The following is a 15,776-nucleotide window of genomic DNA, read 5'->3' on the forward strand; positions in this document are numbered from 1 at the left end:
CGTGCCCGGAACGGGGCCTCACTTTCCTTGTCCTGTTAAGGAGAAACACATGAATCGAATCTATCGTCGTATCTGGAATCACGCCAAAGGCTGCTGGGAGGTGGCCAGCGAGTTGACCAGGCCCTGTGGCAGGAAATCGAGCCGCGCAACCGGCGCCGGTGGACTGCTGATGGTCGCGCTGCTGTTGGCGGGCGGGGATGCGCACGCCAAGACCCGTTACTACATTGGGTGCGATCCCTTCAATCTGGGAAATGGCGAGTTTGTTTCCTGCTCGCCCATTGCTGGCCGCTATGACGACACCATGTTCGTCGGCTATGCACTGACCAACGGCCTGAACTCGCTTGGCTACGGCGCAGGCGTGAACATGAAAGGCGACAACACCACCGCATTTGGCATTGGTGCCCGGATCAACGGTCAGAACAGCGCTGCCTTCGGATTCAAGGCAAGCACCTATGCCGTGGATAGCGTGGCGGTGGGCTACAACGCCAGAACCACCGCTGATGGCGGCCACAACGTGGCCGTTGGTGCCAATGCCTATGCCGCCTACATTGGTGCCACTGCCTTGGGGAACAAGGCAGAGGCCAGGGCAGCAAATGCCATCGCACTCGGCAGCGGCTCGTCGTCGCGTGGCGTGGATGCCCTTGCGCTCGGTGCCAACTCCAGCACTTCGGCCGCGGGTTCGATGGCGGTTGGTGCAAAGGCGTCTGCCAGCCGTACAAATGCCATCGCCCTGGGGTTGAGTTCCGTGGCGCAGCAGGAGGACGCAGTTGCCCTGGGCGCGAGCACGATCGCAAACGGTGCTGGTGGGGTGGCGCTTGGTGCCAAGGCAATGGTCGACACCGGTGCAGGCACGGGTGGTGTCGCCATCGGTGGCGGTGCCCGTGCGGGAAGCCTGGGCTACACCGGTGCCATCGCCATCGGCGGCGATACGCGCGCGTACATCGACGGCGTTGCGCTGGGCTATGCGGCGTCTGCGTCCGCACAGGGCGCTGTAGCCCTGGGTGTCCGCTCGGTGGCCACGGAAGCCAATACGGTGTCGGTAGGCAGCGCCTCGGTGCGCCGTCGCATCGTGAACGTGGCCGATGGTCGTGTCACCGCCTCCAGCACCGATGCGGTCACCGGTAAGCAGCTGCATGCCATGAACGAGCGGGTTGACGGCATGATCAAGCAGGATTCCGCAGGCGGCATCGTACGCATCGCCAACAGCAACACCGGCTCGGAAGTCAGCATGCGCAACGCGGTGCTGGCCACGCGCAAGGTGAGCGGCGTGTCCGATGGCGCGCTGACGACGACCAGCACCGACGCTGTGAACGGACGCCAGCTCAACACGACCAATGGTAATGTCACCAAGGCGCAGACCGCTGCGGATGCGGCCAAGGCTGATGCCAGCAAGGCGCTGGCCCAGGTCACCACGGTGACCGGCCTGATCGGCCAGACTTCGTCCACCAGCAGTGTCCGCTTGGGCGAGAAGAACAGCGGTACCTCGCTGGATGTCCGCAACAGTGCCAATGCCAACCGCAAGGTGACCGGTGTGGCCGATGCCACGCTGAGCACCTCCAGCACGGAAGCGGTGACCGGCAGGCAGTTGAACACGACCAATGAGAATGTTGCCAAGGCACAGACTGTTGCGGGAGAGGCCAAATCTGATGCGAGCAACGCGCTGACTCAGGTCGTGACGCTGGGCGGCCTGGTCGGGCAGGTGTCTGCAACCGGCAATGTCCGCCTGGGTGAGAAAAACAGCGGAACGGTGCTGGATGTGCGCAATAGCGCCAATGCGAACCGGAAACTGACCGGCGTGGCAGATGGGGTGGTCAGCGCCAGCAGCTACGAGGCCCTCAACGGCAGGCAGCTCAATGCCACTAATGACAAGGTGGCGGCGGTGGAGAGTATTGCCAGGGCTGCGGGCACAGAGGCGGCGGCGGCAAAGACGGATGCAGCCAAGGCGTTGGTCGAGACTGCAGCGCTTGGCGGGCTTGTGGCACAAGTGTCTGCGACTGGCAATGTGCGTCTGGGTGAGAAGAACAGCGGAACGACGTTGGATGTTCGCAACAGCGCCGATGCCAACCGGAAGATCAGTGGTGTGGCGGATGGCTTGGTGGAGATTGGCAGCAGCGATGCGGTGAATGGTGGTCAACTGTATATCGTAGAGCAGTCTGCGCAGGCGGCAAAGACTGTTGCGGACGAAGCTATGAAGGGAATAGAAGGTCTTGTTGAGAGCTCTCGATACTTTGCGAGTGGCAAAGGTGGACCTCAAGGAGCAGCTCGAGCAGGACTGATTGGTGTCGCTATTGGTGATTCCGCCGAGGCCTCAGTTTCAAGTGAGGGCGCAGTTGCCGTCGGTAGCTTCTCCGCAGCTCTCGGTAAGAACTCCGTTGCTTTGGGCAGGGCTGCGCGGGTAAATGAGGCTGCGGACAATGGATTTGCTCTAGGTGTTCTCGCTTCAGTCCAAGAAGTGGGTGGTGTATCGCTCGGGTCGAACAGTATTGTCAAGAAGGGGGCGACCAGTGCATTGGCTCTGGGAGATTCTTCGGTCGCCGATGAGGCTTACACGGCATCTTTTGGTAGCGCCGAAGCCCAACGTCGTCTTACCAATGTCGCTCGTGGCACTGCCGACCACAACGCGACCACGGTTTCTCAGCTCAAGGACGCACTCGCCACCTTCGGCGCTGGCGCGGGTATGGACGCCAGCGGCAACATCATCACACCGACCTACTCGGTGCAGGGTGGAACGCAGAACACCGTCGAGGATGCGCTGATGGCACTCGATGGTGCCGTCATCACTGCAAGCCGTAGCGCGGATAAGGTGGAGGGCAAGCTCAGCTCGATCTTTCAGGGCACACCCTCGGCCCGTGCCGATGGCATGAACCAGATCGCGCTCAGTGGCGTGAACGGGATGGTGCTGACCAACTTGGCTGACGGTCGGGTAGCGCCAGGAAGCCGTGATGCCGTGACCGGTAGCCAGTTGTACGCCGCAGAGCAGAAGATCTCGCAGAATCGGAATGATCTGGAGGCGATGCGCAAGGAGAGGGAGATGGGGCGGCAGGCGATGCGTGGATTGGATGCGAGCGTCATCGACTACGGCGGTGCGCGTTTGACTGGCGTGTCAGATGGAGAGGTTTCAGACGGCAGTCGGGATGTAGTCAATGGCGGACAGCTGCATGGCGTCAGCGACCGAGTCTCAACGATTGAGAAGCAGGCGCGATTCTTCAAAATTGATACTGATGGTCTTAGTAGAGATGCAATTGCCGGCCGACTAGGCGTTGCAATCGGCGACTCTGCTCGAGCGGATGGGGAGGGTGCAACTGCAGTAGGCGCATTTGCCACATCTCTGGGGCGGAATGGAATCGCACTTGGTCGTGCATCCAGTGTTTCTGAGATGGCGGTGAATGGCTTTGCAGTGGGAGCAGGTTCGAATGTTCACGCTTCCAATGGCGTTGCAGTAGGTTCTGGAGCCAAGGTTTCATTGGGGGCTGAAGGTTCTCTCGCTCTTGGGGCCGGCTCTGAGGCCACGGATGCCGGCACCGCTTCCTTTGGTGCATCAGGAGTGGGGCGCCGCCTCGTAAACATCGCCAGCGGCACCGCCAACCACAACGCCGCCACCGTCGGCCAGCTGCGCGGCGCGCTGTCTGCGCTCGGCGGTGAGGTCGATGCCAACGGCAACATCGTCGGTCCCAGCTTCACCGTGCAGGGCCAGTCCCAGTCCACGCTCAATGGTGCATTGGAAGCGCTCGACGGCGCAGTGGTCAGCAACCGCTCGCGGGTGAACCAGGTCGAGGCGCAGCTGCGCAGCGTGTTCCAGGACACGCCCTCCGTCCGCGCCGACGGTCTCAACCAGCTCACCCTGGCCGGAACCCACGGCATGGTCATTTCCAACGTGGCCAATGGCCTGATCGCGGCCGGCAGCCGTGATGCGGTCAATGGTGGCCAGCTGCATTCGATGCAGCAGCAGCTCAACGGCCGCATGGACGGGCTGGAGCAGCGCATCGATGCGCCGCAGCCGCAGGCAATGGCGGTGGCTTCAGTGCCCGAACCGGAAGCGCCGGTGCCGCAGGCCGAAGGCGGCCAGCAGGTGGCGTCGGTCGGCGAGGGTGAGAAACCTGCAGCGCAGCCGAAGACGAAGAAGGAGGATACCCCGAAGCCGCAGGTCGATACCGCTGAACTGGAGAAGATGCTGGCACGCGCCAACGAGTATACCGATGGCGCGATCAGTAACTTCGAGCGTCGCCTGGACAAGATGGACAAGCGCTTCAACCGCATGGCGGCGATGAGCAGCGCGCAGACCGCGATGGCGATGAACACCGCCGGCCTGGCCACCTACAACCGCCTGGGTGCGGGCGTGGGCTACAGCGAGGGTGAGTCGGCGATGGCGGTGGGCTACCAGCGTGTGCTCAACGAGAAGGGCTCGGCCACCTTCAGCCTCAATGGCGCGTTCACCAACAGCGGCGAACGCAGCATGGGTGTCGGCGTGGGCATCGGCTGGTAAGCCATGCGGCCCCGGCGTGGTGCGCGTAATGAACCCCGCCGCGCCGGGGTCCTTGCCGAGGAGAAGGCAATGTACAGATGGGTAAGTGGAATCGTCAGCTATCGCACGTTCTATATCTGGCGGGCGCGCTTTCGCTACTACACCCGGAACCTGGACCTGTGGACGCTGATGAGCGGGCTATGCATCGCCGGTCTGCTGCTGGTGCTGTGGTACCTGTGGCAGATGCTGGGCGTGCCGCCGCCGCGCGTGCATCCTCAGGCAGCGGCGCTGCGGATCGACGGCGTCACCAGCGAGGCGATCCATCGCATCGTGCTGGTGCGCCACGCGGGCAGCACGCCGGGGGCCCCGTTCACTACGCCGGAAGAGGTGCGGGCAAGCACGTTGCGCACGATGCGGGTACGCCAGGTGATGGACAGCGAAGTGGTGTGGCGGCTGAAAGCCGACATGCTGGCGGATATTGCTGACTACATCACCGCCACGGGCGGGTGCTTCCCGTACAACTGCCGGCGGGTCCTCGATCGATTGGACTACGTGCGCCAGGCGGGGGTTGAGAACGCGCAGATCAACGCGGCGCTGTCGACAGTCCTGGAGGTGCCGCTGGACCAGATGCCGCCGTTGGAGGCAGACGAGCATGAGCGTGTGAAGAGCGGGTGGTCGGATGGGTTCAACGACATCTATGACCAGATCGGGTTGCTGCGGGGCCTGCAGGTCATGCATGCACAGATGATGCGGGAGTATCCGCAGCGAGCTCCTGCCCCGTGGTTGCCGCGGTTGTTAAGCGACCCGCTGCGCGATACTCGTTTTGTCTGGTAGTGGGAGCAAGATTGGCGTCATCTGCCAGCGCAGGTAGCGCAGCTTTTGTAGAGTCGAGCCGTGCTCCACTGCTCTCCGGCCAGCAATCGAAATGCCTGAAGCACAGTGCGGACCAACGGTCCGCACCTACCGAACACGGGTGCAGCGCTTCTGTAGAGTCGAGCCGTGCTCGACTGCTCTCCGGCCAGCAATCGAAATGCCTGAAGCACAGTGCGGACCAACGGTCCGCACCTACCGAACACGGTGCAACGCTCCTGTAGAGTCGAGCCGTGCTCGACTGCTCTCCGGCCAGCAATCGAAATACCTGAAGCACGGTGCGGACCAACGGTCCGCACCCATCACTGGCAGGTACCGCTGCGCTCGCCGGCCATGGGCCGGCGCTACCGTCATCCGCCGATGTACGCGCTGATCTCCGCTTCGGCCAGCACCTGCCGCAACTGCGCCACGGACGCACGTCGCATCGGCTTCTCATCCACTGGTGACAGTGGGGCCTGGCGCAGGGCGTCGTACGGCAGCACCGCTAGGTCGAAGGTCAGCTCCTCGGCACTGAACACCCACACCGGCACGTCCAGGCAGCGTTCGCGGTCCATGCGCAGGCGGCGCGTCCGCGATTCGGCGGGAATGCCGTGCTCGTCCAGGAAGCGGTGCACGGCTTCCGGGTCGTCGCTGTGCAGGTGCAGCTGCACGGGACTGTTGGCGTCGGCGGTGCCCTCCAACACTGGGCCAGCCAGGCGCGGGGAGAAGCCGTGCAGGAACTCCAGCGCACGCATGGCGGCCTCGCGGCGGCGCTGCAGTTCGCTGCCGTGCTGGGGGCCAGCGAAGAGCCGCTGGTATTCGCGCAGGGCGTCTTCGATCTCGGTGTTGCGGGGCAGGGAGGCATCGTCGTGGATGCCGAGCCGGCTGGCGGCCTTCAACTTGGCCTGGTGATAGTCGCGGATGCCGCCTTCGGCCATCAGGCGGGCGGCTTCGTGGGCGAGGCGGTGGCGCCGCTCGCGGGTCTGGCTGGCAGCATGCTGACGAGCGCGGTGCATGCGATGACTCCCTGTTGCGACCTGGCTACAGATTAGCGCACGGATGTGACATCTGCGTGGGTATGGCGCGGAGATGCCAACCAACGGTTGGCACCCACCAACGCTCTGGTAGGTGCCGACCTTGGTCGGCACGGGGCGCCAACCAAGGTTGGCATCTACCAGAGCAGCGCGGGACCGTGCCCGGCGGATGCATCGGTGCCAACCAAGGTTGGCACCCACCGACGCTTTGGTAGGTGCCGACCTTGGTCGGCACGAGGCGCGAACCAAGGTTGGCCTCTACCAGAGCAGCGCGGGACCGTGCCCGGCGAATGCATCGGTGCCAACCAACGGTTGGCACCCACCGATGCTCTGGTAGGTGCCGACCTTGGTCGGCACGAGGCGCCAACCAAGGTTGGCCTCTACCAGGGCCGCATCGGTGCCAACCCACGGTTGGCACCCACCGGACCGTTCCTCAGAAGATATCGAACGCGGCGGCGTCGGCCTGTGGCGTATTGAGGTTCAGGTCGTAGTCGGTCAGGCGGTCCATGTCTTCCACCTTCACCCATTCGGTTGCGCCGTTGAGCGTGGCCTGGACCATGCCGCTGGGCGGTTCGTTCTGCGCGACCGGGGTGTCCTTCAGCGCGGTGCGCATGTAGTCGATCCAGATCGGCAGGGCGGCCTTGCCACCGTATTCGCGGTAACCCAGCGAGCGGAAGTCGTCGCGGCCCACCCACACGGTGGTCACGTACGGGCCACCGAAGCCGGAGAACCAGGCGTCGCGGTGGTCGTTGGTGGAGCCGGTCTTGCCGCCCACGTCCTCGCGTCCGAGCACCTTGGCCTGCACGCCGGTACCGCGCTGGACGACGTCGCGCATCATCGATACCAGCTGGTAGGCGGTGCGGGCGTCGATCGCACGCGGAGCGGTGCGGGCATCGGGGTTGACCGGCGCGGCCGGGGTTTCGGTCTTGGCTTCGGCCTTGGCCGCAGCGGCCGGGTCCACCTTCGGGGCCGGGGCGCCGAAGTTGAAGCCGTCCACCACCTGGTTCACCGGCTGGTCGCTGCTGCCGGCGCAGTCGCGGCAGGCCAGCGCCGGGTTTTCCTTGAACACCAGGTTGCCGTCGCGGTCATTGACCTGGTCGATCAGCCAGGTGTCCACGCGCGAGCCGCCGTTGGCGAACACAGCGTAGCCACGGGCCACCGACAGCGGGGTCAGCGAGGCGGTACCCAGCGACATCGACAGGTTCGGCGGCAGTTCGGATTCGGCGAAACCAAATTCGCTGATGTACTTGCGCGCGTAGTCCACGCCCATGCCATCGAGCAGGCGCACCGAGACCAGGTTGCGCGACTGCACAAGCGCCTCACGCAGGCGCATCGGGCCGCGGAAGCCGCCGCCGTCGTTCTGCGGGGCCCAGGTCTTGCCGCGGCGGTCGCGGAACACGACGGGCGCGTCGAGCACGATCGAGGCCGGGTTGTAGCCCTTGTCGAAGGCCGCGGCGTAGATGAAGGGCTTGAAGCTCGAACCCGGCTGGCGGCGGGCCTGGGTGGCGCGGTTGAACTTGTTGCCGGAGAAGCTGAAGCCACCGACCAGCGCCTTCAGGGCGCCGTTGTGGGCATCCAGCGAGACCAGCGCGGACTGGCCGCGCGGGATCTGGTCCAACAGCCACTCACCTTCCTTGGCACCGGCGCGCACGCGCACGATGTCGCCGCGCTGCACCAGCTTGCCCGGGGTCTTGTTGGTCCACTTGGCGGCACTGGCCGGCAGCACGATCTCGCTGCGGTTGGCCAGCACCACGGTGGCGCTGCCATCGGCGCCGGTGCTGGCGACGATCGCCGGCAGCAGGCCGGCCTGGCCGTACATGCCGCGCAGGTGCTCGGCCAGGGCGGCGGCGTCTTCACCCGCACCCACCTGCACCTGCTTCTCCACGCCGTGCCAGCCGTGGCGGTGGTCGTACAGCAGCAGGCCGTCGCGCACCGACTGGTTGGCGGCGGTCTGCAGGGTGGAGTCGATGGTGGTGGTGACGTGGTAGCCCTTGTTGACCACATCCCCGCCGAAGCGGGCGATCATTTCCTGGCGCACCAGCTCGGCCACGTACGGCGCGTCGACCTGCACCGGCGGCTCATGGGCGGTGGCGTGCATCGGCACGGCCTTGGCCGCGTCGGCCTCGGCCTGGCTGACGAACTTCAGGTCGGCCATGCGCTGCAGCACATAGTTGTCACGACGCTGGCGGGCGCGCTCCGGGTTGGAGATCGGGTTGCCCGAGGACGGGAACTTGGGGATGCCGGCCAGCGAGGCCATCTCGTCCAGGTCCAGCTCGTTCAGCTTCTTGCCGTAGTAGAACTCGGCCGCGGCGGCCACGCCGTAGGCGCGGTTGCCGAAGAAGCTCTTGTTCAGGTACAGCTCGAAGATCTCATCCTTGCTCAGCTCGGACTCGATCTTCCGCGCCAGCAGGATCTCGGCCAGCTTGCGGGTGTAGCTGTACTCGGAGCTGAGGAAGAACTGGCGGGCCACCTGCTGGGTGATGGTGGAACCACCCGGCACGCGCTTGTCGTTGGTGGTGGCCAGCAGCCACACCGCACGGCCGATGCCCATGTAGTCCACGCCGCCATGCTCGTAGAAGCGGGCGTCCTCGGTGGCCAGGAAGGCCTGCTTCAGGCGCTCGGGCACGTCCTTCATGGTGATCGGGGTGCGCCGGGTCTCGCCGAACACCGCCATCAGCTTGCCGTCGGCAGCATAGACGTACATCGGCTCCTGCATTTCCACGTCGCGCAGGGTCTGCACGTCGGGAAGCTTGGAGGACACAGCGTAGTACAGACCGCCCACGGCGGCCGCGCCGATCAGCGCCAGGACCAGGACAATCAGGAAGATCCAGCGCAGCCAGCGGCGGAGTCGAGTCATCGGGTTCAGATTCCGATTGCGAATTTCGTGGTCGCAGAGTATAGATTACGCAAGGTGGCGGCTGGGGTCGGCACCGGGGAGCGCAAGGGGAACAGTCAGGGGCTGCATCGTGAATCCGTGAGGAACTTCACAGCAGGGCCGTTGCCATTTGCTAAGAATACGTTATTAATGCTCGGGCGCAGGTCTTGCGTCCAAGTGCCCGTCGGCAGGGGAGAAACCGTGGGGCTCATCCCAAAAAGTCAGTCGCCGCTTGTAGGCGTCGACATCAGTTCGACTGCGGTAAAGCTTTTGCAGCTGTCCCGCAGCGGCAATCGTTTCCGTGTGGAACATTACGCTGTGGAACCTCTTCCGCCGAATGCGGTGGTAGAGAAGAACATCGTGGAAGTGGAGGCCGTGGGTGAGGCCATCCGCCGTGCGATGAACCGTTCAGGCAGCAAGGCCAAGCTGGCCGCTGCCGCCGTCGCCGGGTCGGCGGTGATCACCAAGGTGATCCCGATGCCGGCCGAGCTCGACGAGAACGACATGGAAGCCCAGATCGAGCTGGAAGCGGTCAACTACATTCCGTACCCGATCGAGGAAGTGAACCTGGACTTCGAGGTGATCGGGGCGATCCCGAACAACCCGGAGATGGTCCAGGTGCTGCTGGCCGCGTCGCGTTCGGAGAACGTGGAACTGCGCCAGTCGGCCCTGGAACTGGGTGGCCTGCAGGCCAAGGTGATGGACGTGGAGGCCTTCGCGGTCGAGAACGCCTACGCACTGGTCGCCAGCGAGCTGCCGGTGTCCATCGACGGCGTGGTCGCGCTGGTCGATATCGGCGCCACCATGACCACCCTCAACGTCCTGCGCGGCGGCCGCAGCCTGTACAGCCGCGAACAGGTGTTCGGTGGCAAGCAGCTGACCGACGAGATCATGCGCCGTTACGGCCTGAGCTACGAGGAGGCCGGCCTGGCCAAGCGTCAGGGCGGGCTGCCGGAAAGCTACGAGATGGAAGTGCTGGAGCCGTTCAAGGAAGCCACGGTCCAGCAGATCAGCCGCCTGCTGCAGTTCTTCTATGCAGGCAGTGAGTTCAACCGCGTTGATCACATCGTGCTGGCCGGCGGCTGCGCCGTGCTGGGCGGGCTGCCGGAAATGGTCGAGGAACAGCTGGGCGTGCCGACCGTGGTCGCCAACCCGCTGGCACAGATGACCCTGGGCCCGAAGGTGAACGCACATGCGCTGGCCCAGGATGCCCCCGCGCTGATGATCGCCACCGGTCTGGCGCTGAGGAGCTTCGACTGATGGCACGCATCAATCTATTGCCCTGGCGCGCCGAGCGGCGCAAGCAACGCCAGCGCGAGTTCTACGCAATGCTGGGCATGGCCGCAATCGGTGGCCTGCTGCTGTCGCTGCTGATCTGGTTCTATTACGACCGGCAGGTGAGCGGCCAGATGGACCGCAATGCCTATCTGGAAGCCGAGATCGAGAAGGTCAAGGAACAGAACAAGGAGATCGATCGCCTCGATGCGCAGAAGGACCGCCTGCTGGCCCGCAAGAAGGTGATCGAGGAACTGCAGGCCAAGCGCTCGCAGATGGTCCACCTGTTCGACGCGTTGGTGCGCACGATTCCCGACGGCGTGGTGCTGACCGCCCTGCAGCAGGAGGGGGACATGCTCACCCTCGAGGGACGCACCCAGTCCAATGCCCGCGTGTCGGCTTACATGCGCAACCTGGAAACCTCCGGCTGGATGACCAACCCGGAGCTGTCGATCATCCAGGCCAGCGCCGGAGACAAGAGTGCAGCCGGCCCGGTATCGGACATCAAGGCACTGCCGTACATGTTCAAGGTCACGGTGAAGCTGCCTGCGCAGAGTGAAGAGACCGGCACCCCCGGTTTGAACGCCGATGGCAGCGTGGCGACCACGCCGGCTGCGACGCCTGCCGTGGCGCCGCTTGCCGCCGGCCCCGATGCCGCGGCCCCGGCTGCTGCAACAGCACCGGCCCCGGCCCAACCGGCGGCGGCCCCGGCAGCAGCGCCCGCCAGCGCTCCGGCTACTGCGCCGGCGCCTGCACCTGCACCGGCCAAGCCGAACCAGCCCGCCGCACCGGCACCGGCCGCCAGGCCTGAGGGCAGCCGCCTGGCGCAGCCGCCGCAGGCCTCTTACGCCCCGCTGCAGGGGGGTCGCGCATGAGCCAGAAAATCGATCTGAAGAACCTGGATTTCAACGACATCGGCAACTGGCCGCAGAAGGCCAAGATCGTTTTCTGTACGTTGCTGGCCCTGGTCATCATGTTCGTTGCATGGATGCTGCTGATCAGCGGCAAGCGCGATGAACTGGCCAGCCTGGAATCGAAGGAAAGCGATCTGCGTACCGAGTTCTCCAAGCAGCAGGAACGCGCGGTGAACCTGGGGCCGCTGAAGCAGCAGCTGGCGCAGATGGAGCAGGTCCTGCAGCAGATGCTGCGGCAGCTGCCCAGCAAGACCGAAATGCCGGACCTGATCATCGACATTTCGCAGACCGCGCTGTCCAGCGGCCTGACCAGCCAGCTGTTCGAACCGGAACAGGAGCAGGTCAAGGAGTTCTACGCCGAGAAGCCGATCAAGCTGAAGATGGTGGGCAGCTACCACCAGTTCGGTGCGTTCGTCAGTGGCGTGGCCTCGCTGCCGCGCGTGGTGATCCTGACCATGCACGACATCAACCTGAAGCCGGCGGACAAGGCTGGCGGTGGTTCGCGTGCCGGTGCGCTGGAATTGTCCGGCACGGTCAAGACCTACCGGTATCTCGACGAAACCGAGGTGCAGGAACAGCAGAAGGCTGAAGCCGGCAAGGAGGGCAGCAAGTGATCCGTTCCTTCTTTGCACGCTGCGGGATGGCCGCTGCCGTGTTGCTGCTGGCCGCCTGCGGCCGTGGCGTGACCAGCACGCCGGGCGATGCGCCGAATCTCGAGAAGTGGGTGGAAGGCGAACGTGCCCGGCCGGCGCAGCCGCTGGAACCGTTGCCTGTGATGCAGCAGTTCGAGACCTTCGAATACTCCGCGCAGGGCCTGCGTGATCCGTTCACCGATGCCTGGACCAATCCGCAGGGGAATGGCGGATTGCGGCCGGATCCGAACCGGCGCAAGGAGCCCCTGGAGGGCTTCCCGCTGGACGCACTGGACATGGTCGGTACCATCGGCACCGGCGGCGGCACCGTCGCACTGGTGATGGGACCGGACAAGGTGACCTACCGGGTGCGCCCGGGCGGTTACCTGGGGCAGAGCGACGGGCGGGTCACTGCGGTCTTCGAAGACCGTGTGGAGCTGATCGAACTGGTGCCGGATGGCGCGGGTGGCTGGCTGGAACGGCCGGCAACGCTCTCGCTTGAAGATCAATGATCGTTTACTGGGGATAGCACGATGACCTTTCACCAAGCCAAGGGGCTGCGTCCCAACCGGCGCTCTACCTTGAACCGTGTCAGCGCGTTGGGAGTCGCGCTGATGCTGGCCTGCGCTCCGGCGCTGGCCGCCGCACCGGCGGAGAAGCCGGTGGGCACCACCGTCGCACCGGCCGCGGCACCGGCCGGCCTGTCGGTGGCCAAGATCGATTTCAAGCGCGGCGATGATGGCGCGGGCCGCCTGATCGTGCAGTTTGACGGCCAGGGCGCGATCCCGGACCTGCGCACGCAGGGCAACAGCGTGGTGGTCGACGTGGGCAATGCCCGCCTGCCGGCCAACCTGCAGAAGCCGTTGAACGTCGTCGACTTCGCCACGCCGGTGCAGCGCATCGACGCCAAGCCGTCCGGCGCCGGCACCCAGCTGGTGCTGAGCACCGGCGGTGCGGTGGAGTCACTGGCCTACCAGAGCGGCAACGAATACGTGGTGGAGATCAGCGCGCGGCAGGCTCCGGCCGCCGTCGGTGCGGTGACCGCCGGCAGCGTCACCCAGGCCGCAAAGGCCGTCGGCCAGCGTGGCTTCACCGGCAAGCCGGTGACCTTCAATTTCCAGGACGTGCCAGTGCGCACCGTGCTGCAGTTGATCGCCGAAGAGTCCAACCTCAACGTGGTGGCCTCCGACTCGGTGCAGGGCAATGTGACCCTGCGCCTGGTCAACGTGCCGTGGGACCAGGCACTGGACATCGTGCTGCGTGCCAAGGGCCTGGACAAGCGACGCGATGGCAGCGTGATCTGGGTCGGCCCGCAGGCCGAGCTGGCCAAGTTCGAGCAGGAGAAGGAAGACGCGCGCATCGCCATCGAGAACCGCGAAGACCTGGTGACCGATTACGTCCAGATCAACTACCACAGCGCCACCCAGATCTTCAAAGCCCTGACCGAAGCCAAGGGCATCGGCGGTGGTGGCGGTGGTGGTGCAGGCGGTGGCGGCGGTGGTGGCTCATCCCAGGAAGAAAGTGGCTTCCTGTCCGGCCGTGGCCGCATCGTTGCCGACGAGCGCACCAACACGCTGATGATCAGCGACATTCCGAAGAAGATCGCGCGCATGCGTGAGCTGATCAACGTGATCGACCGCCCGGTCGACCAGGTGCTGATCGAAAGCCGCATCGTCATCGCCACCGATACGTTCGCGCGTGAGCTGGGTGCGCGGTTCGGCATCAGTGGCAGCCGCGACAACGCCTACTTCAGCGGCAATCTGGAAGCCAACGAGGCAACCCGCAAGTCGCAGGTCGAAGCCAATGCGACCAACGCCAAGGCCTACCGCGACTGGCTGGCCGGTGGCAGTACGGGCCCGGCGCCGGTGCCGGTCGGCTCGGCAATCACCCGTGGCCTGAACTGGGCCATGCCGGCGGCGTCCACCAACCCGGCAGGCTCGCTTGCGCTGTCGATCCTCAATGCCGGCTACCTGCTGGACGTCGAGCTGTCGGCCATGCAGGAGGAGTCGCGTGGTGAAGTGATCTCCAACCCGCGCGTGGTCACCACCAACCAGCGCGAGGCCCTGATCAAGCAGGGTAAGGAAATCGGCTATGTGACCATCAGCGCCGGTGCGGGCGGTGTCGCTACGCCGAACGTGCAGTTCAAGGAAGTGGTGCTGGAACTGAAGGTCACCCCGACCATCACCAACGACAACCGCGTGTTCCTCAACATGCAGGTGAAGAAGGACGAAGTGGACCGGCTGATCCAGCTGGAAGGCTATGGCACCGTGCCGTCGATCAACCGCCGCGAAGTGAACACCGCAGTGCTGGTCGAGGACGGGCAGACCGTGGTCATCGGTGGTGTGTACGAGTTCACCGACCGCAACAGCATCAGCAAGGTTCCGTTCCTGGGCGATGTACCGTTCCTGGGCAACCTGTTCAAGAAGCGTGGCCGCAGCAAGGACAAGGCCGAGCTGCTGGTGTTCGTCACCCCGAAGGTGCTGCGCGTGGCCAGGCAGAACTGAGCCAGCGAACCCGCGACACGAACAAGGGCCGCCATGTGCGGCCCTTCTTCGTTCATGCCGGACGTAGTCCGCGGATGATCCGGTAGATCCACGCCATGCGTGGAGGAGAGGCCCGTTCAGCCGTTCTTGATGCCAATCGCAGGGCACCCTGCGATGATGTGGGGAACCCGTGCCGTCCCGCGCCGGTCAAAGGCCCCCATGAACCTGCCACCGCCGATGCCCGAAACCGTCTCGCCGCCGCCCGCGCCGGCCGCCTCCCGCCTGCATGGCGCCTTCAACCAGTTGCGCGACGCGCTGTCGGCCGAAATCGTCGGCCAGGCGGCTTTGGTCGAACGCCTGTTGATCGCATTGCTGGCCGACGGGCACCTGCTGGTGGAGGGCGCCCCGGGACTGGCCAAGACCACGGCCGTCCGCGCACTGGCCTCGCGCCTGGAGGCGGATTTCGCCCGCGTGCAGTTCACCCCCGACCTGCTGCCGGCCGACCTGACCGGCACCGAGATCTGGCGCCCGCAGGAAGGGCGCTTCGAATTCGTACCTGGCCCGATCTTCCACCCGATCCTGCTGGCCGACGAGATCAACCGTGCGCCGGCCAAGGTGCAGTCGGCGCTGCTGGAGGCCATGGGCGAGCGCCAGGTCACGGTTGGCCGCCACACCTATGCGTTGCCGCCGCTGTTCCTGGTGATGGCCACGCAGAACCCGATCGAGCAGGAAGGTACCTTCCCGCTGCCGGAAGCGCAGCTGGACCGTTTCCTGATGCACGTACGCATCGGCTATCCGGACCAGGCCGCCGAATCGGAGATCCTGCGGCTCGCCCGCGAGCGTGCCCGTGGCGCCCTGGGCGAGGCGGCACCCGCACCGGAGAAGCTGCCGATGCAGGATGTGTTCGATGCCCGCCGCGAAGTGCTGGACCTGCACATGGCGCCGGCGCTGGAGCGCTACCTGGTCGAACTTGTGCTGGCCTCGCGTGATCCGTCGCGCTATGACGCCGGCCTCGGGCGCCGCATCGCCTGGGGCGCAAGCCCGCGTGGTTCCATTGCGTTGGAACGCTGCGCCCGTGCACGCGCCTGGTTGGCCGGCCGTGACTTCGTCACCCCCGACGATGTGCGTGCGGTTGCCGCCGACGTGCTGCGCCATCGCGTGCTGCCCAGCTACGAAGCCACCGCCGAAGGCTGGGATGGCGAACGCCTGGTGCAGGAGCTGCTGGCCCGGGTGCCGGCACCCTGAGCCCGCG

10 protein-coding genes are annotated in these 15,776 nt (G+C 65.4%); 8 read left to right on the forward strand and 2 right to left on the reverse strand.

Going from position 1 to position 15,776, the window contains the following annotated elements; genetic code table 11:
- The first annotated feature begins 49 nt into the window (after nucleotides 1–49).
- Entirely contained in the window at nucleotides 50–4,483 is a 4,434-nt protein-coding gene (locus AC5P9L_RS08425) for an ESPR-type extended signal peptide-containing protein (RefSeq protein ID WP_495230601.1), read from the forward strand.
- Nucleotides 4,484–4,552: 69 nt separating this feature from the next.
- On the forward strand, nucleotides 4,553–5,296 hold the full coding sequence (locus AC5P9L_RS08430) for a hypothetical protein (RefSeq protein WP_227415644.1): 744 nt from the start codon (nucleotides 4,553–4,555) through the stop codon (nucleotides 5,294–5,296).
- Nucleotides 5,297–5,682: 386 nt separating this feature from the next.
- On the opposite strand, the gene AC5P9L_RS08435 is transcribed toward AC5P9L_RS08430, so the two are convergent.
- Together AC5P9L_RS08435 and AC5P9L_RS08440 are read right to left on the reverse strand one after the other, a co-directional pair.
- The gene (locus AC5P9L_RS08435) at nucleotides 5,683–6,327 is read right to left on the reverse strand and encodes a hypothetical protein (RefSeq protein WP_060380571.1); all 645 of its coding nucleotides are present in this window, start codon (nucleotides 6,325–6,327) and stop codon (nucleotides 5,683–5,685) included.
- 451 nt (nucleotides 6,328–6,778) lie between these two features.
- Nucleotides 6,779–9,202, reverse strand: a complete 2,424-nt coding sequence (locus tag AC5P9L_RS08440) for a penicillin-binding protein 1A (protein ID WP_495230602.1) — start codon at nucleotides 9,200–9,202, stop codon at nucleotides 6,779–6,781.
- Nucleotides 9,203–9,421: 219 nt separating this feature from the next.
- On the opposite strand from AC5P9L_RS08440, the gene AC5P9L_RS08445 reads away from it, so the two are divergent.
- The 6 genes from AC5P9L_RS08445 to AC5P9L_RS08470 all read left to right on the forward strand — a co-directional run bounded on the left by AC5P9L_RS08445 (nucleotide 9,422) and on the right by AC5P9L_RS08470 (nucleotide 15,769).
- Nucleotides 9,422–10,480: a pilus assembly protein PilM gene (locus tag AC5P9L_RS08445; protein WP_005410860.1), complete on the forward strand. Its 1,059-nt coding sequence runs from the start codon at nucleotides 9,422–9,424 to the stop codon at nucleotides 10,478–10,480.
- Entirely contained in the window at nucleotides 10,480–11,370 is an 891-nt protein-coding gene (locus tag AC5P9L_RS08450; RefSeq protein WP_012481141.1) for a PilN domain-containing protein, read from the forward strand. The genes AC5P9L_RS08445 and AC5P9L_RS08450 overlap by 1 nt, the downstream gene beginning before the upstream one ends.
- Nucleotides 11,367–12,023, forward strand: coding sequence for a type IV pilus inner membrane component PilO (locus AC5P9L_RS08455; RefSeq protein WP_099484113.1), 657 nt, complete (start codon nucleotides 11,367–11,369; stop codon nucleotides 12,021–12,023). Before AC5P9L_RS08450 ends, AC5P9L_RS08455 begins: the two co-directional genes overlap by 4 nt.
- Nucleotides 12,024–12,049: 26 nt before the next feature.
- Nucleotides 12,050–12,553: a pilus assembly protein PilP gene (locus AC5P9L_RS08460; protein ID WP_044571441.1), complete on the forward strand. Its 504-nt coding sequence runs from the start codon at nucleotides 12,050–12,052 to the stop codon at nucleotides 12,551–12,553.
- Between the two features lie 21 nt (nucleotides 12,554–12,574).
- Nucleotides 12,575–14,545 carry a type IV pilus secretin PilQ gene (locus AC5P9L_RS08465; RefSeq protein ID WP_099472648.1) on the forward strand — a complete coding sequence of 657 codons (1,971 nt, stop codon included), beginning with the start codon at nucleotides 12,575–12,577 and terminating at the stop codon, nucleotides 14,543–14,545.
- Nucleotides 14,546–14,743: 198 nt separating this feature from the next.
- Nucleotides 14,744–15,769, forward strand: coding sequence for an AAA family ATPase (locus AC5P9L_RS08470; protein WP_279915984.1), 1,026 nt, complete (start codon nucleotides 14,744–14,746; stop codon nucleotides 15,767–15,769).
- Nucleotides 15,770–15,776 lie beyond the last annotated feature (7 nt).

The organism is Stenotrophomonas sp. YJH_SMC_64, from assembly GCF_059371375.1.